The sequence below is a fragment of the Lentilactobacillus senioris DSM 24302 = JCM 17472 genome (assembly GCF_001436555.1).
In the GTDB taxonomy this organism is placed as follows: domain Bacteria; phylum Bacillota; class Bacilli; order Lactobacillales; family Lactobacillaceae; genus Lentilactobacillus; species Lentilactobacillus senioris.
In genome coordinates this window covers 229,964-253,071 of record NZ_AYZR01000004.1, presented here as the reverse complement: position 1 = coordinate 253,071, position 23,108 = coordinate 229,964, and the positions used below count along the sequence as shown (strand labels likewise).

The following is a 23,108-nucleotide window of genomic DNA, read 5'->3' as shown; positions in this document are numbered from 1 at the left end:
TCCAGCCCCTTGTAAAAGCGCTTTCAGTAAATTATACTAACATTAATTCAGTATGAAAGGAAGAAAGATAATGATACATATTCGTCGTAAATTCACTCTTGTGTTAGCTCTTTTAGTTTTAGTCTTCCCCATTGCCTTGGCGGGGTGTGGTTCATCCAAGTCCGCTAGCAACTCTTCTAGCGATAAGCTTGCCAAGCAAAAGACTTTAGTAGTGGCAACTTCCGGAACCCTTTATCCCACTTCATTTCACGGTGACGATAAAAAGTTAACCGGTTTTGACGTGGAAGTCGCCAAGGCAGTCGCCAAAGGCCTCCACAAAAAAATTTAATTTAAGGAAATGGACGTTTCCGGTACTATGAGCGCTTTAAATAACGGAACCGTTGACATGGCCGTTAACGATTACAGTATTAGCAAAAAACGGGAAAAGCAGTTCGCCCTATCTACCCCTTACAAGTTTTCATTTGATAGTATGATTGTCCGCAAAAAAGACCAGTCTGGCATCCACAGTTTTGCAGATTTGAAAGGCAAAAAGACCGGTGGTGAAGCCGGAACCAGTTACCAACGCTTAGCTAAGCAACTAGGTGCTACACCAGTTAACTACGACAACGTTTCTAATGATGTTTACTTAAAAGACGTTGCCAATGGCAGAACCGATGCTATCTTAAACGATTACTATCTTCAATCTATGGCACTTAAAGCCCTGCCAGACATGAATAAAAAATTAATGATTCCAAGTAACTTGTACTTCGCTACTCAAAACACTAAAAACGGCTCCGGAATTTTAATGAAAAAATCTAACACGGCTTTAAAAGATGCCGTTAATAAGGAACTGGCTAAGTTATTAAAAAACGGAACCATTAAGAAAATTTCTGCCAAATATTACGGTGGCGCTGACGTTACCAGCAAGCCGAAGGTCCACATCGCTAAGACTTTCACCGTTAAAGATAGCGAACAGTAGGCCGGTGAGGTAATGAACGACATTTTAACCCACCTATCCATTCCTAATTTCTTTAACGCCCCACTTGCTTGGCATTCTTTGCCGTTTATTCTTAGCGGCCTCCCAATGACTATTGAGTTAACAATCGTTAGCTTTATTGGCCAGATTATCCTTGGCACACTACTAACTTTGGGCCAAATGAGTCACTATAAATGGCTGCACTGGCTTTCACGAACCTATATTTCCTTTATGCGGGGAACCCCCATCTTAGTTTTATTATTTTTGATTTACTTTGGACTACCGTATACTGGATGGCGGGTAGCAGCATTTCCAGCGGCAGCGGCAGCGTTTATCCTTAACGGTGCGGCTTACGTTTCTGAAATTTTTCGATCCTCATTATTAGGGATAGATGAGGGCCAATGGGTGGCCGCTCAATCATTAGGAATGACCCATTTTGTGACGATGAGAGATATTATCTTGCCTCAAGCCATGCGGACTTCTATTCCAGCAATGGGCAATGTTATCTTAGACTTATTCAAGGGGACTTCCTTAGCAGCCATGATCACCGTTACCGAAATGTTTATGAATGCTAAAATCATCGGTGGAGATAATTTTGACTACATGACGGTTTATCTAGAAATCGCATTGATTTACTGGGCCTGTTGTTCTATTATCACCGCTGGACAAAATCATTTGGAACGCTACGTTAACCGAAACATGGTGAATCAGCATTAACGTTTCCGCTTTTCAGAAGTCTCAGTTCCAAATTAAAAAGAGTTTCGTCATTTTAAAATGACGAAACTCTTTTTTAGATAATACTTTGGAATTCATTATTGGCTAATTTAATTTGTTCATCGCATTGAGCTGCTACATCCGATTCGTGAGTTACTAAGATCACACATTTACCTTCGGAATGAGCTAGCTGTTGAAATTGTTCGATTATAGATTGAGTATTTTGCTCATCTAAATTACCAGTAGGTTCGTCAGCAACTACTAAGGGCGCATCACAAACCATAGTGCGGGCAATTGCCACCCGTTGCTGTTGCCCACCAGACAAATGGGTGACGTTACGATTCACGTCCTCTGCAGCAATCCCCACTCGGGTTAAAATCTCAGTAGCATACTGTTTATCGTCCTGATGCTGGGAATTGGTAATGGCCATAGCGGTCATTAAATTGTTTAACGGAGACATATAGGTAAAAAGGTTATAAGCCTGAAATACCACAGAAACATCATGACGGCGATAATTGGTTAATCCAATTTTCTTTAGCGGTTGTCCTTGATACCAGATGTCTCCGACCTTGGGTTTATCCAATCCCGCTAAAAGAGATAGGAACGTAGTTTTACCAGATCCACTACGACCAACGATTGCATAGAGTTTACCAGCTTCAAAGCTTAAGTTCACATCTTTAAATAACGGTTGATTACTACTGTTGTACCAATAGGTTAAATCTTTTGTTTCTAGCATTGCTGTCATCGGGGTTCCTCCTAATCATCAATTAATACTTTTTTCGGTTCCGGTCTTAATACTCCAAACGAACCAATCATTACCGCTAAGAACATTATTACTAATCCAAAACCACCTAATTGGCCCAGTTCAGTTGCGTTTAATTGGGTTTGCAGCTTAGTTTGTTTAGCCTTTTGAGAATTTGCAGTACCACCCATATGACCACCGGTTGGAGCTCCACTAGGCCGGCCGCCGCTTGGCACACCGCCACCTCCGGGTTGACCGGTTGTTTGCGAACCTGTCGAACTGGTTTGCGTTGTCTGAGCCGAAGAAACTAATTGCTGGCCTAATTTGTTACCTACGACCTGTCCACCAGCCCCAGCAATTACCAATGAAACTATCAGCACCATCACCATTTCCGTAAAGAACTGGCCGATAATTTTCCAACGTGCTTCTCCTAGTGACAGTAATACTCCAATTTCATAACGCCGTTCGCGAACCATTAAAATTACTATTAGCGCTAAAATAATAGTTCCAGCTACCGCTACTAACCAAACGATCTTGTTGGCAAAACCACTAACGGCACCCATAGATTTTTTAACCGTTTGGTAGCTAGCATCATCTGAAGTTAAGCTATAGGTATCAGTATCAATCACCTTATCCCCCGCTTTTTTCACCGAACTAGTTTGCGTAGGATTACTAATATTAAAAGTTACTGAGTCAGCTGTATCCTTGTACTTACTACCTTTAACGGTATTAGCCAAGGTATACGAAGTATAAATCGTATTAGCTGGGTCGTTACCCATCATCCCAGTCGAAGCATTAGCAGAAGCCTTATAAATTCCGACAATTTTAAGTTTGTAGGTTTTCTTGCTATTGCTAATATTCTTTAAAGTGATTGTGTCACCAACCTTGAGATTATCCTGTTCAGCCAGTTCACTTTCAATCACCGTATTATTGGTATCCTCATCATCAGCAGTTAAGCCCCGGCCAGAAGTAATCTTGCTACTCTTAGACTTAAAGCTGTCCACCATGCTGGTATCAGTGACCCCATTGATAGTAATGTCACCAGTTGATGAGCCACCTCCCATTTTGCCCATCATTCCAGAACCAGCACCGCTAGTAGAAACCGTATCAAATGATTTTGCATCGGCAGAACTATTTACCATTACGTTATAATTAGAAATATTGCTATTTTTCGCGATTTCTTTAGCATCACTTAATTTAACTGGTGTCATACTAATTTTGCCTGGCCTACCATTGCTGCTAGACGAAGAACTCGACTGCATTTTTTTAAAAGCGGCTTCCCGATTGGCTGAGAGAGTTAGAGTAGAGCCCACATTTTGTTTAGCCTGTTCTGTTGCCTTATTGGCAGCGTTGCTGATTAATAATCCAGCTAACACAAACATTAATATGGCCGCAGTGACCAAAATGAGCAGGGTAGTCCGCCCCCACTTAGCGAAGGTGTTTAACCATGCCCGTTTAATAAAATTCATTCTTTTCACGTCCTTTAACTGATTTGTAAGTACGCGAATTAGATTAAGGCGCTTAACTTTAAATTGACTTAAAAATAAAAACCGAGGATCCCATTTACGGACAATAAAGTCCGGTATAGTTGGGTTCCTCGGTTTATTTAATTATCTTTAGGTGCCGTAACCGTTGCTGGTAGGGCAAATTTTTGGAGTGCTGCTTGATATCCAGCAACTAATCCTGGCTGTCCGGTAGTCAGCACGTGAAAGGTCATCCCGGTTAAATCCGTCAAATAACCACTATCAGTAAAACCATTTCGCTGATAGAATCGGTACCGTTTTTGCCGTTGCTCCTCATTGGTTGCTCCAGCATTCGTCTGTTCACTTTCCAAGACAATTCCATCTGGATATTGCCGCTTTAATTCGGTTAGGATTTTAGAACCCCACCCTTGGCCCCGCTGTGCTGGGTCCACTGCCAAAAAAACTAGATAAATTGAAGTTGGCGTTAGCTCATAGAAAAAGGCCAAGCCTAAATTAATTCCTGCCTCTTGAATGATGTTCATATGAACGGCCGCTTCTTGATTTAGATCAACCAACTCGGTAAACGGTTTGCGCTCTGCAGCTGGAAAGGCTCCATCATAAACTCGCACCCAATAGTTTCGCAGCGTTTCATCAACATTTACAAATTTCATTTTCGTTGCTCCTCTAAATAGTGTGTGAGAAGTATCGTACCATACCTAGCGCTAAAACCCCAGGTGGAAATTAGGAGCTTAATTGTTCCTTTAACCTAGTGATTTTATCTAGTAATTTTTGGTTACGGTTAAATTTAGCAAAGGCCGTAGCATCGGCTAAAATTTCAGCTAATTGCGCTTGGGGCCGACCAGCGTGCACATAGTTTTCAGCTAATTGGTATTGAGCTCGCGCCACGTAATAGGTGACATGATTTTGAGATCCCAGGTCAATAACCTGTTCTAACAATGGATTGCTGGTAGCCACCTCAGCTTGTTGGCCGTAAAATTCGCCGGTATAAAATAACATGCACATCGTTTTCCAAATATTGGCTTTAGCATCAACCGTGGTAAGCCGTAACTTATTGGGAACTTTTTCAAAATAAAATCTAGCTCTGTTAATATCTGCCTGGCGATCATAGGCAATTCCCAAGCCTACGTAAGCTAACTGAGAATAAATGGTTCGGTGAGCTTCGTCTAAGCCATTCAAAATTTGGTCAAAACAAAAAATTGCATCAGCCGGATTGGTTTTGCTAAGCGCTAATGCAAAACCCTTGATAAATAAATATTCCATTTTTAGGTTGTTATCCGTTAATGTAGCCTCACTAATCGTTGCTAATTCCGTTAGCACCAATTGATATTCACTGGTCACCAAGTTAAACCCAATTTCTTCCAATTTGGCAAATAGTCGCTGCCGATCAACTTCGGCATTGGGAAACAAATCGCTTAAGGACAAGCCTAACCGATTACATAACTGGGTTAAAATTTTAGTTGAAATCATCTTGCCGTTATTTTCAAACTTACTAATAGTTGCTTGTGTACAAATTCCCTTAGCCAGTTCACTTTGCGAATAACCTAATTTTTTTCTTTGTGCTATAAATTTATCAATATTCATTATATTTTCCCGCCACATCTTAGTCTCAAACCATTATACCAAATTAATTTCGGATTTTTTATTGATATTTATTATATTAAAATATATAATTATGGAATAATATAGTTTGTGAATAAAAAAGCAAAGGACTGATAATCATGACCAACCAACTAGTAATTGCTAACCAAATGTTGCAACACATGATCACAGAATTTACCGCTAACGAATTGGCTCCTTTAGATATGCAGATTGACCAACAACAGGATTACCCTGCCGGTTTGTTCCAAAAAGTTGTTGATAATGGTTTGTTAGCCACTACTCTGCCAGCAGAATATGGCGGCGCTGGTTTCAACTTCGAAGCTGCTGCCGAAGCCTTAGAACGAATGGCCACTGGTAATGCCAGCATGGCAGTTACTTTGGAAGGTCATTTTAAAACTATCGAACAGTTTGTTAAATACGGTTCACCAGAATTAAACGCCAAATACTTGCCTTCCGCCGCTCACCGAATTTTTGCTTTTTCCCAGACCGAACCATCTGGTGGTTCTAATCCTACCGGAATCAGCAGCCGGGCTATTCGCCAGGGAGATAACTGGGTCATTTCTGGCGACAAGATTATGATCACCAACGGTGGTTTAGCAGAAGTGTACTGTGTTCTAGCCAAGACCGAAGATGATCGCCTCGCCGTATTTGTAGTCGATAAAGACATGCCAGGGTTTAGCTTCGGTAAGCGCGAAGATTTTATTGGACTTCGGGGGGTCCCAGTTGGTGAAATTGTAATGGATCACATCGTGGTCCCTAGTTATCACCTACTCGGCGAGGTCGGTCAAGGGCTTGAAATTGGTGACAATGCTCACGCGGATGCTCGAGTATTAATGGGCGCAGTTTTAGCGGGAATTTTAGATCACGAACTAACCATTGCGGTCGATTATGCTAAGGAACGTAAAGCGTTAACCACTCCCCTATACCAATTACAAGTAACCCAACAAAAAATCACTGACGTTGCCATCGCCAGGGAAAATACCCGTAACCTTTATCAATCTGGCGCTAGCAAAAAAGTAGCCGGACAAGCATATGATGAAGTCGCTGCCATGGCTAAATCCTATGGTAGTCGCGCTGCCGTTTTGGGCGGTGACGAAGTATTACAGATATTAGGGGGTTACGGCTATAGTCGCGAATACCCAATTGAACATTTAATTAGGGATGCTCGGGCCATGGAACTAGCCGAGGGCTCAATCGAAAAAATGAATTTAGAAATTACCAAAGCCGAAATTAATAAATAGGAGGGGCAGCCACATGAAAATCATCGTTTGTATTAAACAGGTTCCTAACACCGATAGCGTCAAATTAGATCCTAAAACTAATAATTTAGTTCGCTCTGGAGTGGATGGCATCATTAATCCTTACGACAAAAACGCTATCGAAACCGCACTACGTTTAAAGGAACAAGCTGGTGGAGAAGTAATTTTACTTAGTATGGGTCCCGATAGTTACGCTAGCTCTTTACGTGAAGGCCTTGCTATGGGCGCAGATTCCGCGGTTCTATTAAGTTCTCGGGCCTTAGGTGGAGCAGATACTTTGGCCACTGGTTATTCATTAGCCCAAGCAATTCAAAAAATTGGAGCCGTTGATCTAGTCCTCTTCGGACGCCAATCAATTGATGCAGATACTGGTCAAGTAGGTCCGATTGTGGCTGAAGAATTAAGTCTGCCACAAGTAACCTTTGCAGACAAATTAGAACTACTAGAAAACAATATCATTACTGGTAGTCGCCAGTTAGACAACGCCACTCAAAAGATTCGAGTAAGCTTACCCGCAGCGGTTACCGTGGGGGCAGATATTAACCAACCTCGTTATGCCACCCCGGTTAACATTATGCAAAGTTTCGTTAAGCCATTAACCATTTGGTCTGAAAAAGATCTAAGCCTAGATCCAACCCAAATCGGTCAATCCGGATCCCCCACTAAAGTGACAAAAGTTTATGCCCCGGAAGTTTCTGCTAAGCAAACCACTATGCTTGCTAAAGATCCAACAGAGGCAGTCAATGAACTACTGTCGGATTTAGATTACTAGGAGGAATTCATTATGGATAATCAAGAAATTTGGGTATACATTCAATTAAACGGCAGTAAAATTGAACCCACCAGTTTACAATTATTAACCAAAGCTAAATCAATCTCTAACCAAAAATCGGTAGTGGCAGTTTTACCTGAAGCAACTAATTTTGATGCTGAAACCACTGTTAGCCAATACGGCCCAGATAAAATTATCACTATCAAAGATGATCGGTTTGTTAACGCCACAGACGCTGAAATCGCCGATGCTCTCTTTCAAATTACCCCTGACGTACGTCCCAATAGTTTTTTATTTCCAGCCACGGTAGTTGGTAGATCAGTAGCTCCAAGATTACAAGCTAAGCTTCAAACTGGATTAACCGCTGACTGTTTAGATCTGTTTTTTGAAGATGATCTTTTAATCCAAGCAAAACCTACTTATGGTGACAACATTATGTGTGACATTATTTGTCCTGATAGTCGACCCCAAATGGCAACTGTTCGGCCCAATACTTTTAACGCTCAATTGGATTCTACTAAAATTCCTGAGATAATTAATGCCGAATTTACTTTCCATCCTGAAACTCAAATGACGGTTACAGAAACCGTTCCAATGATCAATAGTTCTGCGAATATTAGTGATGCGAATATAGTTATTGCTTTAGGTCGCGGTGCCAACAATCCTAAAACCATCGAATTAGCTCACCAACTAGCAGACCAACTTGGCGGTATGGTAGGTGTGACTCGTCCAATGACTGATAATCCAGAATTTGGTCACGAACTTCAAATCGGTCAAAGTGGTCACACTATTGCCCCAAAGCTATTAATTAATTTGGGAATTTCTGGGGCTGTTCAGTATATAGTAGGAATTAAAAACGCTAAACAAGTGGTTTCTGTCAATACAGATCCTGATGCACCTATTTTTGCTGAATCTGATTACGGTTACGTTGGTGACGCCACCGAATTTTTAACTGCTTTATTAGCCAAAACTAAATAATTATCCAAAAATCATTTACCTTTGGTGAATGATTTTTATTTATAGTTTCAGTGAGTTGACACTCACTTCGAAACCTTTATACTGAAATTAAAATTTAAAGTGAGTCACCACTCACAAATTTTAGGAGGCGATTTACGTGTCATTAGCAGTTGCCGTCACCAACGTCAGTAAGCACTTTGCCAATCAGGTAGTTTTGGACAATATTAATTTACAAGTCACCAGTCACCAAACGCTGGGGTTGATCGGACCATCCGGAGCTGGAAAAACCACCCTAGTAAAAATCATCATGGGAATGGACGATCCAGATACCGGAGAAGTCACTGTATTAGGTAAACCGATGCCTAATCGAGAAACCTTAGCCCAAATTGGTTTTATGGCTCAAAGCGATGCATTGTACGAACTATTAACCGGCCGAGAAAACTTAACATTCTTTGCCGAATTATTTCATATTGCTAAAAAAGACATTCCGGCGCGCATTGAATATGCGGCTGGGACCGTCAATCTCTTGGAATTTTTAGATCGGCGCGTCAGCAACTACTCTGGTGGGATGAAACGCCGGCTATCGCTTGCACTAACCCTATTAGCAGATCCCGATTTACTAATTTTAGACGAGCCTACGGTGGGGATTGACCCCGAGCTTCGGCAACAAATCTGGCAAGAACTAAACCGGCTACGGGATAACGGCAAGGCCATCATCATTACCACCCACGTAATGGAAGATGCCGCTCAATGTGATAACTTGGCGATGATTCGCGACGGTCACTTCATCACTTCCGGTACTCCGGATGAATTATTGGCCAAGTACCACACTGATAGTCTGGAAGAGGTTTTTGTGAAAGCGGGGCAAAAATAATGAGTATCTTAGCCGTCTTCAAACGAATTTTCAAAGAAATGATTCGTGACAAACGCACCCTAGCAATGATGTTCATTGCTCCATTATTAATGCTTGGTTTGATGTACTTTTTATTCCAGTCTGGTTCCGATTCTACCGCTGACTTAGCCGTGCACAACGTACCTACCGAGGTGGTCAAAGCCATTGACAACAAGCAAGTTAAAATCCACCATGTTACCAGCGACCAATCTGCTAAAGAAATAATCCGGCAAAATCACTACGCTGGTTACCTCACCGCCAAGGGCGATCAATTGATAATGACTTACGAAAATGCAGATCAAACCCAAGCAGGCATTTTAAAACAGAGTATTCAGGGTGGGGCAGCTAAACTAAAAATTCAGCAATTAGCTAGCGTGACTAAACAGCAAGCTTCCGCCTTAAAACAAGCTCAAAAGCAACTGCAAACCTTAAGTGCGCGATTACCGCAAACTAGCGCAAACCAAAGCGCGAATAGTTCGCAAACCCAAAGGAGTACCTCTAACCTAAAGGCCCCTACTAATTACACCACCAAATCTCACTATCTGTACGCGAACGGCAATGCTTCATTCTTCGTTACCATGCTACCAATTTTTGTTGGTTTCATAGTCTTTTTCTTTGTTTTCATGATTTCCGGCATCTCATTATTAGGCGAACGAAACTCCGGAACGCTTTCCCGGTTACTGGCTACTCCCATCAAACGCAGCGACATCATTTACGGTTATTTAGGTGGTTACGGTTTGTTTGCGATTTTGCAAACCATCATCGTCGTTTTATTCTGTGTCTGGGCGTTACAAGTCCAGATCTTAGGTAGTCTGTGGTTGGTAATGGCCCTTTGTATTTTAATTGCTCTCGTTGCATTAGCGATGGGGCTTTTCATTTCTTCGTTTGCCGCCTCAGAATTTCAAATGATGCAATTCATCCCGCTTCTCGTCATTCCACAAGTCTTTTTCTCAGGGATCGTTCCTGTGTCTAGCATGGATAATTGGTTGCAAGTTATCGCCCACTTCATGCCTTTATATTACGGCGCCAGTGCTTTAACTGATGTAATTCAACGTCAAGCTACCCTGATAGATATTTGGGAACCAGTTACGGTACTAATTGGCATTTTAATTTTCTTTGTAATTGTCAATATTTTCAGTATGCGTAAATACCGAAAAGTTTAATTTAATGAAAGGACTGACTTTATGCCCCCTACCCCACTCAGGGATTTATTCCAAAACAATCTGCAAGATGACCAAGAACTACCCGCCAAGCAAAAGCAGGTACTACAAGCTGCCCTCGATCTTTTTGCCGTTCAAGGGTTTGATAACACCACTACTAAACAAATTGCTACCTTGGCAAACGTCAGTGAAGGAACAGTTTACAAACGGTTCAAAACTAAGGAACAACTCCTCACCGCCGTATTAAAACCAATCATTACTGATGTCACTCCTCAGATGGCATCCGAATTTAAACGGGTGATCACTAACCACCCATTTGAAAGTATCTCGGATTTAATCATTACAATTGGCAAAGATCGCCTTCAATTCGTTTGGGATAACCAAAAGGAACTCAGAATTCTACTGGGAGAAATCTTAAAACAAACCCAACCAGTTAAAGAATTTACCCAGTTAATAACTACTACAATTGTGCCAGCAGTATATCATCAATTTGACCAACTCAAGGAACGGAACAAGTTAATCAACTGGGATAATGAACGCATTTTTCAATATATCATTTCCGTTTTATTGGGATATGGAGCCCGAATTGTTATCTTCTCTTCACCCATTGAATTAGAGCAAACTCTGACTGAAACAGCAGAATTTTTCGAACGAGGATTAGCACCCAATAAATAGCTAAAAAGGCGCAACGCTCAAATTAGACAGTGAGTTGCGCCTTTGTTATACTCTGGTTAGATAATAACGATTATAAACTACGGAGGATGGCCACTATGCAAAAATTCAGTGATTACAAGCGTCTTTGGTGGGTCCTAGGAATCGGAATTGCCGCGTTAATATTAACTTTTGGGTTTAACCAAGTAAAAGCAGCTCAAATCCTAGTTACCGTCTTAGGTTCTATTCTAGCTCTTTTGATGTTCATTGATATGGTTCAAACTCTGAGAAAGGGAAATTTTGGTGTGGACTTATTGGCGATCACAGCGATCGTAGCCACGCTAGCCGTTGGTGAATTTTGGGCAGCTTTGATTGTATTGCTAATGTTAACCGGTGGTGACGCTTTGGAAGATTACGCTGCTAATAAAGCTAACGCAGAATTACATGAGCTAGTTGCTAATTCACCGCGAGTAGCCCACCGATTAGAAACTAATGAACAAGTCATTGATATTGATGTTGATGCAGTTAAAGTGGGTAATCGCTTAACGGTGAGGCCCGGTGAAGTCGTACCGGTAGACGGTCAGTTGCTTGCCGGAGAAACTACGGTTGATGAGTCTTCGTTGACCGGTGAGTCTCGGCCAGTGGATAAACTTGCTGGTGATTTAGTAATGTCTGGAGCAGTTAATGGTGACAATGCCATCACCTTGTTAGCGACTAAAACAGCTGCTGACAGTCAATATCAAAGTATCGTTAAGTTAGTTCAAGAGGCTAATAGTCAGCCGGCTCACTTTGTCCGCATGGCCGATCGTTACGCCGTTCCGTTTACCCTCACTGCTTACGTAATTGCCGGGGTTGCCTGGTGGTTGTCTGGTGATCCAGTACGTTTTGCGCAAGTACTCGTGGTAGCTTCGCCTTGTCCTTTGATTTTAGCAGCCCCAATTGCTTTTGTATCTGGTATGAGCCGCGCTAGTCGTAACGGTATCGTGATCAAAAATGGTTCAATAATTGAAAAAACCGCCGCGTTAAAATCACTGGGATTTGATAAAACCGGTACCATCACTAAAGGCCATCTTACTATTGATCAAATCAATTCAGAAACTGGCTGGTCACCAACAGAATTACTTTCTCTGGCCGCTGGAGTAGAACAACATTCTGGACATATCCTTGCCCGTTCGCTAGTCAGTGCTGCCGGTGAAAACATTCCTCCGGCTACTAACGTTCAAGAAGTTACCGCTCAAGGAGTCTCAGCTACAATTAACGGCCAATTAGTTAAAGTAGGTAAAGCTAGTTTTGTTGCAGATGATGCTCCGCAAGTCGACGCCACTAGTGTTTTTGTATCAGTCGATGGTGATTATGCCGGTTACATCACCCTTACCGATGAACTTCGACCAGAGGGACCAGCGGTAATGAGTGAACTTCATGACTTAGGAATTCATAACCTAATGATGATCTCAGGAGATCGCCGAGCTATTGCTGAGCAAATTGCCGCAGAAGTGGGGATTGATCAAGTCTTCGCTCCCAAGCTTCCCGCTGAAAAGATTACTGTGTTAAAAACAACTCCTAAAGACCTACGACCAGTCGGAATGGTTGGTGACGGAGTTAATGATGCTCCTTCCCTAGCCACTGCCGATGTTGGCTTCGCTATGGGGGCTTACGGAGCCACTGCAGCCAGTGAATCGGCTGACGTGGTAATTATGAAGGATAACCTCGGATTAGTGCCAGCAGCGATTAAAATCGCTAAGGATACGATGCTTATTGCCAAGGAAGCGGTATTAATCGGAATTGCAATTTGTACCATCTTAATGTTAATCGCAGCTACCGGAATTATTCCCACTATTATTGGGGCCCTATTTCAAGAAGTAGTAGATACCGTCACTATTTTATACGCTCTTCGTGCCCGTGGAATTCGTAAAAAACTATAAATAAAAACCAAGATACTACCAACTATCAGGTATTATCTTGGTTTTTATTTTTCATATTAAAACCACGAAGTCAATATGAAGTCACTAACTATCATAGTTACAGGAATTAATGCAGCTGATAGACCAATAATTACAGCACAAATTACGCACCGCTGATACAAGTAATAGACCAACATCCCTAAGTACCACATCCCTAAAACCACACCGACTAACTTTCCAGATATTTCCATATCGCTAGCATATATTAGCAGCAACGAAAAAATTACATTAGCAAATATAGCCACCATCGCAACGATCCGTAAGTCATAACCCTTGAAATTCACTATAAATCGTCTACCTTCATTAAAATTACAATTAATCATTCGCTATTAATTATAATAACATTTAGGTAAAAAACAACTATTACTAAATATTTAAATAAATAGACAAAAACATCAACAATGTGCCAGCCATTACAAAGAAGTGCCAAATCAAATGTAACCCTGGAAACTTCGGAAAGCTGTAAATTACAGCGCCAACTGTAAATACGATTCCCCCTGATACCAATAACCAAAATCCCGTTGGATCGAGACTGACATATAAATTTTTAGCTAAGAACATACATAACCAACCCATAATAACATAAATGCTGGTTTCTATTTTTTGGTGTTTACCATGCGACAAAATGTGAAGGGCAATTCCGGAAAGGGCCAATACCCAAACCGTCAGTAACAACCAATTACCTGCTGGACTATTAATAAAAATAAGGCAGTATGGTGTATAGGTCCCCGCGATTAACAAGAAAATATTACTATGATCTAAAATCTGAAAAACGCGGCTAGCCTTAGTAAACACAAAGCAGTGAAATAAAGTCGATGCTAAATACAGCCCTAGTAAGCTGACCACATAGACCACTAAACTAGCAATTTGTATTCCGGTTAAGTGAGTGGAAACTCCCTTACTAATTAAAAAACCACCTAAAATAGCACTGGCGATTAAGCCAATTCCATGGGTAATAGCGTCTAAAACTTCATACACAATCTGAGTTGACTTATTAAATGTTACTTGCATAGTACCCCTCCTTATCTAGTTTTAGAATACATAAAATAGTTTCAATAGTCAAGATTAAGTAGATTTTAATTCCACATTAAAAAATGATTAATTTTTATTCACTTTATGGGTATAATAAGAGCTATCAACTAGTACCAAAGGAGGCATATCGTGGATTCAAAATCATTCGAGAATTGGTTAGCAGAATATCGGCGTTTGCGCTTACCTAGCTGGGAAGAACTTTCCCCGTTAGATTTATATATGGATCAAGTTATTGACGAGGTCAACCAATACATAGTTCCCCTAACTGATACATCGATTACTAAGACCATGATTAACAGTTACGTGAAGAAGGGACTAGTCAACAAGCCTATCAAAAAACGTTACGGGCGTCTTAACATTGCCCAAATCATTGTCGTTAGTCTAATGAAGTCCACTTTTTCTTTAGACACTATTAATCGGGGGATTCAAATATCTAGGGACGGAGTAAAAGTTCCAGATAACTATTCTAAGTTTACCGTGTTATATAACGCAGAAATTGCTCAGTTAGAGGCTATTCCATCACAGCCGGTTGATGATTATCAGATTATGGCAATCAGAGCCGTGTTATACCAAACAATCGTTAAACACTTGGTTAACGGAAACGCAGCTGCTGATCCAATTATTGCCAAAGCCCAATAATTAGCAGTTAACCAAGCATCTAAAAGGATTTCGTCACGTTTTTCGTGATTAAATCCTTTTTTATTTGACAATTATTTTCAAAACCATTATGATAGCACTTGTCGTTATTTTATGTGCAAATGCACATATTTTTTTAAAGGAGGCTACTCATGGGTTCAAATAGCAAGGGTGATCAGGTGTTAGGAATTGGTATTTTAAGTCGCATTATCAGTAATTACCTCAATAAGCAGCTCAAACCGCTGGGGCTCAATAACAGTAATTACTTCTTTATTTTCTTCATTGCTGATCATCCTGGCGCATCCCAAGATGATTTGACCAAGAGTATGTTTCTAGACCACAGCACAATTGCTCGTTCCGTGGCCAAGCTAGTTAGCTTAGGGTTGTTAGAAAAGCGGGTAGACGCTGGTGACAAACGTACCAGTCGTCTGTTTTTAACCCCTCAGGGAGAAAAACTACAGCCTCTCCTTCATAAACTAACGGTAGAAGCCGAAGAACAAGCTTTTGGCGTTTTATCAGAAGCAGAACAACAAACCGTTTTGCCGTTACTATATAAAGCCGCCAAACTCAATGAAAAAGGGAGAATTCAAAATGCAAAATAGTTCAGACAAAATGGCTACTAAAGACGTCATTGCCATTGTTGCCGCAGCCTTAATGGCTTTCTTAGGTGTCCTCATTGAAACCGCAATGAACGTCACTTTTCCAACTTTAACCAAACAATTCAACGTACCGCTAGCAACGGTTCAATGGGTAACCACTGGTTATCTCTTGATGGTTTCCATTATCATTGTTTGTTCAGCTTACATTAAAGGTAGATTTAAAGAACGTAATATTTTTATTACCGGAGTCATTTTTTCCATTGTCGGTGATTTAATCTGTGCCTTAGCCCCTCAATTCACCATCCTACTTTTAGGTCGGTTAATCCAAGCAGTCGGGACCGGGATCGTTTTACCATTACTGTTTAACATCATCTTAGAACGTGCCCCTATGGCCAAACGAGGTATCTTCATGGGGATCGGGGGCTTAGTTGTTTCCCTAGCTCCTGCATTAGGACCTACCTTTGGGGGAATCGTTGTCTTCTTCTTAAGCTGGCGAGATATTTTCTGGATCACATTACCACTAATGATCTTAGGTTTATTACTTAGTTTTTCAATCGATCAAAAGACCCCCCTTCGCAAAGAAAAATTCGACTGGTTACGCTTAATCTTCTTAGCCATCGTCTTTGTCAGTCTTACATTAGCCTTCAACTCAGTTAGTGCTTTAGGTTGGCTCAATTGGCAACTAGCCTTAGGTTTAGTAATTACAGTAATTGCTCTTTGGATCTTCGTTGTCATTTCTAATCATTCTAGTCGTGTCTTAATTGATATTAAGATCTTTAAGAATCGGGTCTTTGACTTTGCCCTATTAGCTTACATCTTCATTCAAGTAGCAAATATCGGAATTAACTTCGTATTACCTAACTACGCCCAAATTGCGGATCACGATACCTCATTGACTGCCGGTTTAATCCTACTTCCTGGGAGTTTAATTTCTGGACTATTAAACCCCGTTTGGGGCCGGATGTACGATAGTTTAGGGGCCAAAAAGCCAATTGTTACCGGAAATACGGTTTTCTTCGTAGCCATTGTCTTATTTGCTGCTATTAGCATGAACATGAGTCCAATGATGATTCTCGGAGCTTACCTCCTATTTGCTATCGGGATGACTATGTCATTTGCTAATACTATGACCTATGCATTAACTGCTGTGGGCCGTGAATCCGAAGCCGACGCCAACGCTTGGTTTAATACCCTTCAACAATTTGGTGGCTCCATCGGAACTGCAATTGCATCTAGCTTCTTAGCTTCTGGTAGTGGCCACGGCGCCGCAGCCGTGATGCAATCAGGAACTCAACACGTTTTCATCTTTATGGGCGTTTTGATCTTGATTAACTTCATTAGTTATCACTACACTTTCAAACCAACTAAATAATTAACTAAATAATTAACTAAAGGACACTTGCGGGGTGTCCTTTTTGTTTGCGGTTAACTTTTACAACCGGCATGTGTTATCCTATTAGCTAGCATTGGGAGGTTATTGATGAAAACTTTAATTATTGTTGCCCACCCAGAAATCGAAAACTCACAAACTCAGGAATTTTTGTATCAGGGGGCGCAAGCCATGAACGTGGAGTGGCATCATTTAGATGCCATTGCCCAACTAAATGTCGAAGCAGAACAACAACTACTGAGAACTGCGGACCGGATCATTTTTCAGTTTCCCCTTTACTGGTACGCTGCGCCCGCTAGCCTAAAGGACTGGGAAGATACCGTTTTAACCAGAAACTTCATTTATGGTGATGGACGCTTCCCGTTAGCCAACAAGGAACTGGGCATCGTGGTAACTACTGGCAGACCACTCAAAGACTTTCGTCATGGTGGTACTGAAAACATCACCATCGATGAAATGCTGGCATCGTTACGGGCGGTCGGCCATTTAGCCCAAATGAAGATTCTACCGGCTATGCCAATTGCTCAATTTAGCTACCAACAAGAAGCGGAGCAAATGCAGTTATTAATTGACTATCAGCGTTACTTAACCCAACCAGCCCCCGATTCTTTAGCTAATCGAGAAACCTGGTTCGCGAACCAGTTGCCGAAATTCATCGCTAAATTGCCAGCGGCTGATCAATTTACTGGCCAATTAATCGCCGATACTTTCGCACAAAATCAAGCCGATCTCGAACAGCTTCGAGATGCTTTGAATTTACTTAAGGAAGGAGAGGAGGACTAATGGCTGAAAATACCGATTGGCTGTTACAGCAAGTTGAAGAGTTAAAAAAGAAGCAACCGGCTTACGAAGACCGAGCTTTTTTAACTGCTCTGCAAACCGTTATTAAGGAACAAGCCAGCCGCTCTGCCCAGATTCAAGGTGAACTAGACGGTCGACTATGGAATCCAGGAAAATGGTAAATAAAAGAACCTGAGACATATGTCTCAGGTTCTTTTATTAATGCGCCACCCGGTTACGGTGAGCAGTCAGCTTAGATAATAAGTTGACTGGCTTAGTTGTTAAGCTAGTCTGACGCTGTTGTTCATAATAATTAATGCCTTCAGTAACAATCAAAATCACTAGGGATACCACCATAATTTCGTGAATTCCACTATGTAAAATTCGCCGCATAGTGGGCAATAAAACTTTAGGTAGTTGTCCTACCGCGCTAGCATCACTGAGTTTGTTCATCATTTTTATGGTTACTTGCCCATGAACCTGCTTAATTCCGGTAAAGAGCGCATGGTTTAAAATTACCCCGTAAATTGAGGCCATAAACATTTGGCTTAACATCCGAATCAAAAAACTAAACGAAGTAGCCACTGGAACATCTTCTTCATCAGCGTCCTGTTGAACTTTAACTTGTAGTTCGTTAAAGCAAACCCCATTGCCAAAGCCTTCAAACATTCCGGCGATCAATAATACCCAATAAGGGGATTTGACTCCTACGAGAGCTAAAATCGCAAACGCGATCGCAATCATCACGATGCCGACACCAATTACTTGGTTTGGATTTAACTGTCGGCGCATACTTGGAACCGATTCAGAACCCCCGAAATTGGTAAAGGAACCGGGAATTTGGGTGGCCCCACCAATAATAGCCGTGGTGCCTAATAACCCTTGGGCCCACATTGGAATGTAGATATTAAAGCCGATAAACGCGCCCCAAACTAACATAAAAATCACAAAGTCAATTACTAACGCTTTGTTCTTAAACAACCGACTTGGAATAATCGGGTCCGCCACTCGTTGTTCCACCACAAACATAGCAATAATAAAAGCAATCCCTACCCCAATCAACAGTAAGACTACTGAAGTGGTTAAAATACCAATTTCTTCAACCCCGGTCAATAAGGTAACCAAGCCAATAGTCATTAAGGTAGCTCCTAAATAATCCACTGGTTGGGAGTGATCGGGTACTTGAGAACTCTTAAAGAAGATCTGAACGATCAAGATTGCTAATAGTCCGATAGGCACATTTAGATAAAAAACCCAATGCCAACTCCAAGTATCAACAATCCAGCCACCAGCCAGCGGGCCAATAATACTAGTAGCACTGTAACTAGCGGTCGCAAACCCTAATACTTTCATTCGTTTTCTAGGATCAGAAAACAACTTGGCGTAAATAATGTAAGGAATCGAAGTCATCCCGCCGGACCCCATTCCCATGATGGTCCGTGCAACAATCAAGAAGATAATGTTAGGTGACATCCCTTCCAAAAACGACCCAATTACAAACAACAGGGTAGCAATTTGAAAAGCTGCTTTATTACCAATATGTTCACCTAACTTACTCCATAACGGCGTAGTTACTGCCGTCCCCAACAAAAAAACCGCTACAATCCACCCCATCAACTGCAGCCCATGCAAATCACTAATGATTGCTGGCAAGGCCGTATTGATGATGGTGCTGTCCAATCCGTTCATGGCGTTGGATAACAGTAGCGCAAATGTAACTATAATGATGCTTCGTTTTGACAAAATAAACTCCTCTTATTATTTAGTTGTTAGCTTATATAATATAACTAATCAAACCATAGGAAAAGACTATTGAAAAATCTTATGCTTGCGGTTCGAAAACCATTAATTTGAGAAGTTTGACAGCCAATCTAATCTCCATAGTATAATGAGCACAGTTAGAGGAAAATTGGAGGATACATACATGCTTAGTTATTTTGCCCTCATTGCCTTAGTCAAATTATCCGGATTAATCATCCCGTTAATTTGGTTATTGATCATTGGGACCAAATCAGTTCGCCGGTGGGGTCTCATCGGCTTTGTACTTTTGTTTATCATCACCTATGTCAACACGTATTTTGCGCTACCAGACCTAGCCTATCCGTCTTTAATCGATAGTTTCTTAACCGGTTTTGTGGTGGGGATGATTGCCGTAGCCGTTTACCGTTGGTTTACCAAGGGCCGTGGCGACCAAGTAGTCGATGCTGCTAAGGAATCCAAATCTCCTTTAGTTAGTCGCATCGTTTCTCAATTAGGCGAAACCTTTGGCTGGTTCAGTCGATTAGCCATTGTGGGGGCCCTTTCCATCGTAGTATTAGTAGCCCTTAACAGTGTGGCTAGATTAATCACCTATATGAACCCCACCCCTTCAGTTAAATCCATTAAAACCGAAGTGGTGAACAGCACCAAAGGAGCTCCGATGCCCGTCATCAAAAATTCCGATGAAACCCCGGTAGTAAATGCCCCGCAAACCATTTCCACGGACATGAATAACTCCCTAAATAGCTTTAAAAATTCCAACGTTTACGACTTAAACGCCATGCGAGTTCAAATGTATCGCAACCACATGGTTTACGTCGCACCAGTTGAATTTTCTGGCGGCTTCTGGCGTTACATTCACTATCAAAAAGTTCCGGGTTACTTTATGACCAACGCTACCGATAAAAATGCTGACCCTAAGTTCATCAGCAAACCCATGCGTTACACCCCTAGTGCTTACTTCAATAGTGACGCTGATCGCCGAATTAGTGCTCATTCATTGGGATACACTATGGTTGGTAAAACTGCTCAATTAGAAGTCGATAACCAAGGCACCCCCTACTACGTTCGAACCTTAGCCAAACCAATTTCGTACTTCAACCGTAATTACGACTATACTCACTACAAAGTTGCCGTTTTAAACACGGTTACTGGTAAAGTTAATGTTTATAGCCCTAACAACGTTCCTAAATTTGTAGATATTGCAGTCAGTCCAGACTGGGTCAGCAAAGAAGTTTCCATGTTTGGTAAATACCGCCATGGTTTTTGGAACGCCACCCAAATCGGAGGCCACAGCGACGTTATGCAACCTACCAATGCCGGGACAGAAGGAGGAGATACTTTAACCCCTTACGCCTACAAAGGTCGCATTTACTACTTCACCGGAATGACTAGTATCAATACCCATCAAAGCTCAATTCTTGGTTACTCCTTTGTGGACGCTCGAACTAACACCCTCCATTACTATCGAGAACACGGCAATGTTATGACTCCCGAACGAGCCATTTCCTACGCCCAACAAGATATTAATCCCCAAAACTACAAGGGAACCCTGCCATTGCTGTACCGCGTAGGTGGTCAACCAACCTGGGTAGTATCCATGTTGGATCGGGACAACAACTCCTTCATGAAGTATGTTTACCTATTAGCAGACGGTAATAACCAGAGTGGCACCTATGCAGTCGGTGATGATGCTAAGAGTACTTTAGCTCTTTATAACGCCCGACTAGGAAACAAGACGGCCGAAACTAATGATGTGGCTACCGAAAAAGCCGTTTCTGGAACGGTGTACCGATTCTTAAAGGATGATAAGCAATTGTTATTTATGCTTAAAAATAGCGATGTGGTGTACTCACTAGCCACTGACGACAAAGATTTCCAAGCCATCGACCAATTTATTCAAGAAGGCGACAAAGTGTCCTTTAAGGTCCGCTCCGTCACCGATAATCAGGTCAACCAAATTGATGCCAAAACCTTTGTTGATCATCAATTAAAGTCAAATAGCAAAACTAATTAACGCCCTTAACTTGACTGATAACTATTTTTTCCCTAAATTGGTAGTTATTACTGTAGATTCGAGGTTAATCAAATGAGTAAAATTGCAATCGTGACTGATAGTACTGCTTATCTCACTTCTGATGAAGTGGCAGCGATGCACAATGTTTTCGTAGCACCGATTTCATTCACTATGAAAGGACATGTTTATATCGAAGGGGTTAGCATGGATAACGATGAGTTCTATACTACTCTCCCCACCTTGGACAAATTGCCCACAACTGCTCCGCCTACTCCGCAAGATATGTTGTCACTTTATGATAAGATCGCTGATCAAGGGTACGACCAAATTATTAGTATTCACTTAACCTCTGGAATTACTGGTTTTATTAACAACCTAAAGATGTTTACCCAAAATTATTCCAAAGCCCAGATTGTGATTTACGATTCGCATATCACCATTGAACCAATGGCCTACTTAGTGCGAGTGGCGTCTCAGCTAGCCAATGAAGGTACTGATTTAAAAACCATCCTGGATAAGTTAGACGAACTACGCGCCTCCATTGGGGTATTCTTCGTAGTTGATGATCTCAAAAACTTGGTCACTGGTGGCCGGCTAAGCAATTCTGCCGCTTTTGCGGGTGGATTGCTCAAAATCAAACCGATTTTGAATTTAACTGAGGATACACACCAGATTGTTCCAATCGGCAAAATTCGAACCATGAAAAAAGCCCTCCAAAACATTGAGGATCGCTTTGCTGAAGTTTATCAAGATACTGATTATCCATTACACGTTATGCTTTCAGGAACTAATAACTTAAAAGCTATTGAAGATTGGCAGGTTGATTTCAGCAGTCGCTACCCCGATACCACTACTGAAGTGGGTCAAATTGGCCCGGTAGTTGGTACCCATATTGGTAGTAATTCGTTTGTTTTATCCTGGATCAAGGAATACTTTACTGAATAATCTAAAAGCCCAATACTTAGTTTCAGAATTGGGCTTTTTATTTAGTTTTAGTTCTAAAGCAATTTGACTGATAATTGCCCCTGGCTACCAATTTTTGAAATATCATGCTATAATAAACTAATAGGTGCCAAATCTAGGCGACAAAGATGTCGTCGCGTGCATTGCACGCCGCGCGTAGCTGCGCGTTCAACCACCTCCGACTACTATAGGTTGGTTGACGAATCGCGGCAATTTTCCTAACGAATTTTAGGTAATTGCTAACCGCCATTTCAATGGCGGTTTTTTTGTGCTTTCAACTAGTTAATTTAATTCCTAAAATACTAATCACTAATAATCCCACAAATATCCAGGTAGCTGGTGAAAGTTGGTCGTGAAACAAAGTTACTCCTATAATAATGGAGCTCACTGCCCCAATTCCCGTCCAGACCGGGTAAGCAATGCTTAACGGCAAGTGTTTAGTGGCTAACGCCAAAAAACCAAAACTCAAGCTCATGCCGATTAACGTCGCCAAACTATAGCCCAACTGACTAAATCCATGGCTGAGCTTCATAGTCGTAGCCCACACCACTTCAAAAATTCCAGCGATTACTAAATAAAACCAAGTCATTTAATTCCCTCCCTATGAAAGACAAAAAGCACCTACAAAACTCAACTAAGACCTAATGAGTTTTATAAGTGCTCACACCCGGTGGTGCTTTTTAGGTATCATCTCAAACTAATATTAGCCTGTCAACTACCGTTGTTACTTGACTTTTAATAGTGAAACACCTATAAATAAGGCACCATTAAAATTTTAGGAGGACTT

23 protein-coding genes and 1 pseudogene are annotated in these 23,108 nt (G+C 41.4%); 16 read left to right on the top strand and 8 right to left on the bottom strand.

Annotated features, from left to right (window positions below; genetic code table 11):
• The first annotated feature begins 70 nt into the window (after positions 1-70).
• A pseudogene (locus FC56_RS01535) lies at positions 71-958 on the top strand (transporter substrate-binding domain-containing protein).
• Between the two features lie 12 nt (positions 959-970).
• Complete coding sequence (locus FC56_RS01530) at positions 971-1,672, top strand: amino acid ABC transporter permease (RefSeq protein WP_056977576.1); 702 nt, start codon at positions 971-973, stop codon at positions 1,670-1,672.
• Between the two features lie 73 nt (positions 1,673-1,745).
• Here the strand turns inward: FC56_RS01530 and FC56_RS01525 are convergent, their stop codons facing one another.
• The 4 genes from FC56_RS01525 to FC56_RS01510 all read right to left on the bottom strand — a co-directional run bounded on the left by FC56_RS01525 (position 1,746) and on the right by FC56_RS01510 (position 5,476).
• Complete coding sequence (locus FC56_RS01525; RefSeq protein ID WP_054670334.1) at positions 1,746-2,405, bottom strand: ABC transporter ATP-binding protein; 660 nt, start codon at positions 2,403-2,405, stop codon at positions 1,746-1,748.
• Between the two features lie 20 nt (positions 2,406-2,425).
• The gene (locus FC56_RS01520; protein ID WP_056977574.1) at positions 2,426-3,880 is read right to left on the bottom strand and encodes an ABC transporter permease; all 1,455 of its coding nucleotides are present in this window, start codon (positions 3,878-3,880) and stop codon (positions 2,426-2,428) included.
• A gap of 137 nt (positions 3,881-4,017) precedes the next feature.
• A complete protein-coding gene (locus FC56_RS01515; protein WP_056977572.1) occupies positions 4,018-4,545 on the bottom strand; it encodes a GNAT family N-acetyltransferase in 528 nt (175 codons plus the stop codon).
• Between the two features lie 70 nt (positions 4,546-4,615).
• Positions 4,616-5,476 (bottom strand): helix-turn-helix domain-containing protein, encoded by an 861-nt coding sequence (locus FC56_RS01510; RefSeq protein ID WP_056977570.1) that lies wholly within the window; start codon positions 5,474-5,476, stop codon positions 4,616-4,618.
• A gap of 137 nt (positions 5,477-5,613) precedes the next feature.
• Here FC56_RS01510 and FC56_RS01505 point away from each other — a divergent pair, with 137 nt between their 5' ends.
• The 7 genes from FC56_RS01505 (at position 5,614) to FC56_RS01475 (ending at position 13,107) form a co-directional block, all read left to right on the top strand.
• On the top strand, positions 5,614-6,735 hold the full coding sequence (locus tag FC56_RS01505) for an acyl-CoA dehydrogenase family protein (RefSeq protein ID WP_056977567.1): 1,122 nt from the start codon (positions 5,614-5,616) through the stop codon (positions 6,733-6,735).
• Positions 6,736-6,748: 13 nt separating this feature from the next.
• Positions 6,749-7,525 (top strand): electron transfer flavoprotein subunit beta/FixA family protein, encoded by a 777-nt coding sequence (locus FC56_RS01500; protein WP_056977566.1) that lies wholly within the window; start codon positions 6,749-6,751, stop codon positions 7,523-7,525.
• 12 nt (positions 7,526-7,537) lie between these two features.
• Positions 7,538-8,503 (top strand): electron transfer flavoprotein subunit alpha/FixB family protein, encoded by a 966-nt coding sequence (locus tag FC56_RS01495; protein ID WP_054670037.1) that lies wholly within the window; start codon positions 7,538-7,540, stop codon positions 8,501-8,503.
• Positions 8,504-8,639: 136 nt separating this feature from the next.
• The gene (locus FC56_RS01490; protein WP_056977564.1) at positions 8,640-9,356 is read left to right on the top strand and encodes an ABC transporter ATP-binding protein; all 717 of its coding nucleotides are present in this window, start codon (positions 8,640-8,642) and stop codon (positions 9,354-9,356) included.
• A complete protein-coding gene (locus FC56_RS01485) occupies positions 9,356-10,537 on the top strand; it encodes an ABC transporter permease (RefSeq protein WP_056977563.1) in 1,182 nt (393 codons plus the stop codon). The genes FC56_RS01490 and FC56_RS01485 overlap by 1 nt, the downstream gene beginning before the upstream one ends.
• Before the next feature lie 21 nt (positions 10,538-10,558).
• The gene (locus FC56_RS01480; protein WP_056977561.1) at positions 10,559-11,209 is read left to right on the top strand and encodes a TetR/AcrR family transcriptional regulator; all 651 of its coding nucleotides are present in this window, start codon (positions 10,559-10,561) and stop codon (positions 11,207-11,209) included.
• A gap of 95 nt (positions 11,210-11,304) precedes the next feature.
• Positions 11,305-13,107, top strand: coding sequence for a heavy metal translocating P-type ATPase (locus FC56_RS01475; RefSeq protein WP_056977559.1), 1,803 nt, complete (start codon positions 11,305-11,307; stop codon positions 13,105-13,107).
• A gap of 56 nt (positions 13,108-13,163) precedes the next feature.
• Here FC56_RS01475 and FC56_RS01470 read toward each other — a convergent pair whose 3' ends face one another.
• Entirely contained in the window at positions 13,164-13,430 is a 267-nt protein-coding gene (locus FC56_RS01470; RefSeq protein ID WP_054670044.1) for a hypothetical protein, read from the bottom strand.
• An 82-nt stretch (positions 13,431-13,512) separates the two neighbouring features.
• Positions 13,513-14,157, bottom strand: a complete 645-nt coding sequence (trhA, locus tag FC56_RS01465) for a PAQR family membrane homeostasis protein TrhA (RefSeq protein ID WP_056977557.1) — start codon at positions 14,155-14,157, stop codon at positions 13,513-13,515.
• Positions 14,158-14,307: 150 nt separating this feature from the next.
• On the opposite strand from trhA, the gene FC56_RS01460 reads away from it, so the two are divergent.
• From FC56_RS01460 to FC56_RS01440, 5 genes are all read left to right on the top strand, one after another.
• Positions 14,308-14,817: a DUF1836 domain-containing protein gene (locus tag FC56_RS01460; RefSeq protein WP_056977555.1), complete on the top strand. Its 510-nt coding sequence runs from the start codon at positions 14,308-14,310 to the stop codon at positions 14,815-14,817.
• A gap of 149 nt (positions 14,818-14,966) precedes the next feature.
• Positions 14,967-15,416, top strand: coding sequence for a MarR family winged helix-turn-helix transcriptional regulator (locus tag FC56_RS01455; RefSeq protein WP_054670051.1), 450 nt, complete (start codon positions 14,967-14,969; stop codon positions 15,414-15,416).
• Positions 15,406-16,785 (top strand): DHA2 family efflux MFS transporter permease subunit, encoded by a 1,380-nt coding sequence (locus FC56_RS01450; protein ID WP_056977553.1) that lies wholly within the window; start codon positions 15,406-15,408, stop codon positions 16,783-16,785. Before FC56_RS01455 ends, FC56_RS01450 begins: the two co-directional genes overlap by 11 nt.
• 108 nt (positions 16,786-16,893) lie before the next feature.
• Positions 16,894-17,586: an NAD(P)H-dependent oxidoreductase gene (locus tag FC56_RS01445; RefSeq protein ID WP_056977551.1), complete on the top strand. Its 693-nt coding sequence runs from the start codon at positions 16,894-16,896 to the stop codon at positions 17,584-17,586.
• Positions 17,586-17,765, top strand: coding sequence for a hypothetical protein (locus FC56_RS01440; RefSeq protein WP_054670054.1), 180 nt, complete (start codon positions 17,586-17,588; stop codon positions 17,763-17,765). Before FC56_RS01445 ends, FC56_RS01440 begins: the two co-directional genes overlap by 1 nt.
• A 37-nt stretch (positions 17,766-17,802) precedes the next feature.
• Here FC56_RS01440 and FC56_RS01435 read toward each other — a convergent pair whose 3' ends face one another.
• Entirely contained in the window at positions 17,803-19,326 is a 1,524-nt protein-coding gene (locus FC56_RS01435) for an MFS transporter (protein ID WP_056977549.1), read from the bottom strand.
• Between the two features lie 181 nt (positions 19,327-19,507).
• Here FC56_RS01435 and FC56_RS01430 point away from each other — a divergent pair, with 181 nt between their 5' ends.
• Positions 19,508-21,358 carry a hypothetical protein gene (locus FC56_RS01430; RefSeq protein WP_056977547.1) on the top strand — a complete coding sequence of 617 codons (1,851 nt, stop codon included), beginning with the start codon at positions 19,508-19,510 and terminating at the stop codon, positions 21,356-21,358.
• 72 nt (positions 21,359-21,430) lie between these two features.
• Complete coding sequence (locus FC56_RS01425; RefSeq protein WP_056977545.1) at positions 21,431-22,303, top strand: DegV family protein; 873 nt, start codon at positions 21,431-21,433, stop codon at positions 22,301-22,303.
• Between the two features lie 292 nt (positions 22,304-22,595).
• On the opposite strand, the gene FC56_RS01420 is transcribed toward FC56_RS01425, so the two are convergent.
• The gene (locus tag FC56_RS01420; RefSeq protein ID WP_056977544.1) at positions 22,596-22,910 is read right to left on the bottom strand and encodes a DMT family transporter; all 315 of its coding nucleotides are present in this window, start codon (positions 22,908-22,910) and stop codon (positions 22,596-22,598) included.
• Positions 22,911-23,108: the final 198 nt, after the last annotated feature.

Coding starts and splice junctions, on each gene's coding strand:
- FC56_RS01420 (WP_056977544.1), bottom strand. CDS start 22,910: ATGACTTGGTTTTATTTAGTAATCGCTGGAATTTTTGAAGTGGTGTGG.
- FC56_RS01505 (WP_056977567.1), top strand. CDS start 5,614: ATGACCAACCAACTAGTAATTGCTAACCAAATGTTGCAACACATGATC.
- FC56_RS01430 (WP_056977547.1), top strand. CDS start 19,508: ATGCTTAGTTATTTTGCCCTCATTGCCTTAGTCAAATTATCCGGATTA.
- FC56_RS01520 (WP_056977574.1), bottom strand. CDS start 3,880: ATGAATTTTATTAAACGGGCATGGTTAAACACCTTCGCTAAGTGGGGG.
- FC56_RS01450 (WP_056977553.1), top strand. CDS start 15,406: ATGCAAAATAGTTCAGACAAAATGGCTACTAAAGACGTCATTGCCATT.
- FC56_RS01495 (WP_054670037.1), top strand. CDS start 7,538: ATGGATAATCAAGAAATTTGGGTATACATTCAATTAAACGGCAGTAAA.
- FC56_RS01455 (WP_054670051.1), top strand. CDS start 14,967: ATGGGTTCAAATAGCAAGGGTGATCAGGTGTTAGGAATTGGTATTTTA.
- FC56_RS01475 (WP_056977559.1), top strand. CDS start 11,305: ATGCAAAAATTCAGTGATTACAAGCGTCTTTGGTGGGTCCTAGGAATC.
- FC56_RS01480 (WP_056977561.1), top strand. CDS start 10,559: ATGCCCCCTACCCCACTCAGGGATTTATTCCAAAACAATCTGCAAGAT.
- FC56_RS01525 (WP_054670334.1), bottom strand. CDS start 2,405: ATGCTAGAAACAAAAGATTTAACCTATTGGTACAACAGTAGTAATCAA.
- FC56_RS01485 (WP_056977563.1), top strand. CDS start 9,356: ATGAGTATCTTAGCCGTCTTCAAACGAATTTTCAAAGAAATGATTCGT.
- FC56_RS01530 (WP_056977576.1), top strand. CDS start 971: ATGAACGACATTTTAACCCACCTATCCATTCCTAATTTCTTTAACGCC.
- FC56_RS01425 (WP_056977545.1), top strand. CDS start 21,431: ATGAGTAAAATTGCAATCGTGACTGATAGTACTGCTTATCTCACTTCT.
- FC56_RS01445 (WP_056977551.1), top strand. CDS start 16,894: ATGAAAACTTTAATTATTGTTGCCCACCCAGAAATCGAAAACTCACAA.
- trhA (WP_056977557.1), bottom strand. CDS start 14,157: ATGCAAGTAACATTTAATAAGTCAACTCAGATTGTGTATGAAGTTTTA.
- FC56_RS01515 (WP_056977572.1), bottom strand. CDS start 4,545: ATGAAATTTGTAAATGTTGATGAAACGCTGCGAAACTATTGGGTGCGA.
- FC56_RS01500 (WP_056977566.1), top strand. CDS start 6,749: ATGAAAATCATCGTTTGTATTAAACAGGTTCCTAACACCGATAGCGTC.
- FC56_RS01440 (WP_054670054.1), top strand. CDS start 17,586: ATGGCTGAAAATACCGATTGGCTGTTACAGCAAGTTGAAGAGTTAAAA.
- FC56_RS01510 (WP_056977570.1), bottom strand. CDS start 5,476: ATGAATATTGATAAATTTATAGCACAAAGAAAAAAATTAGGTTATTCG.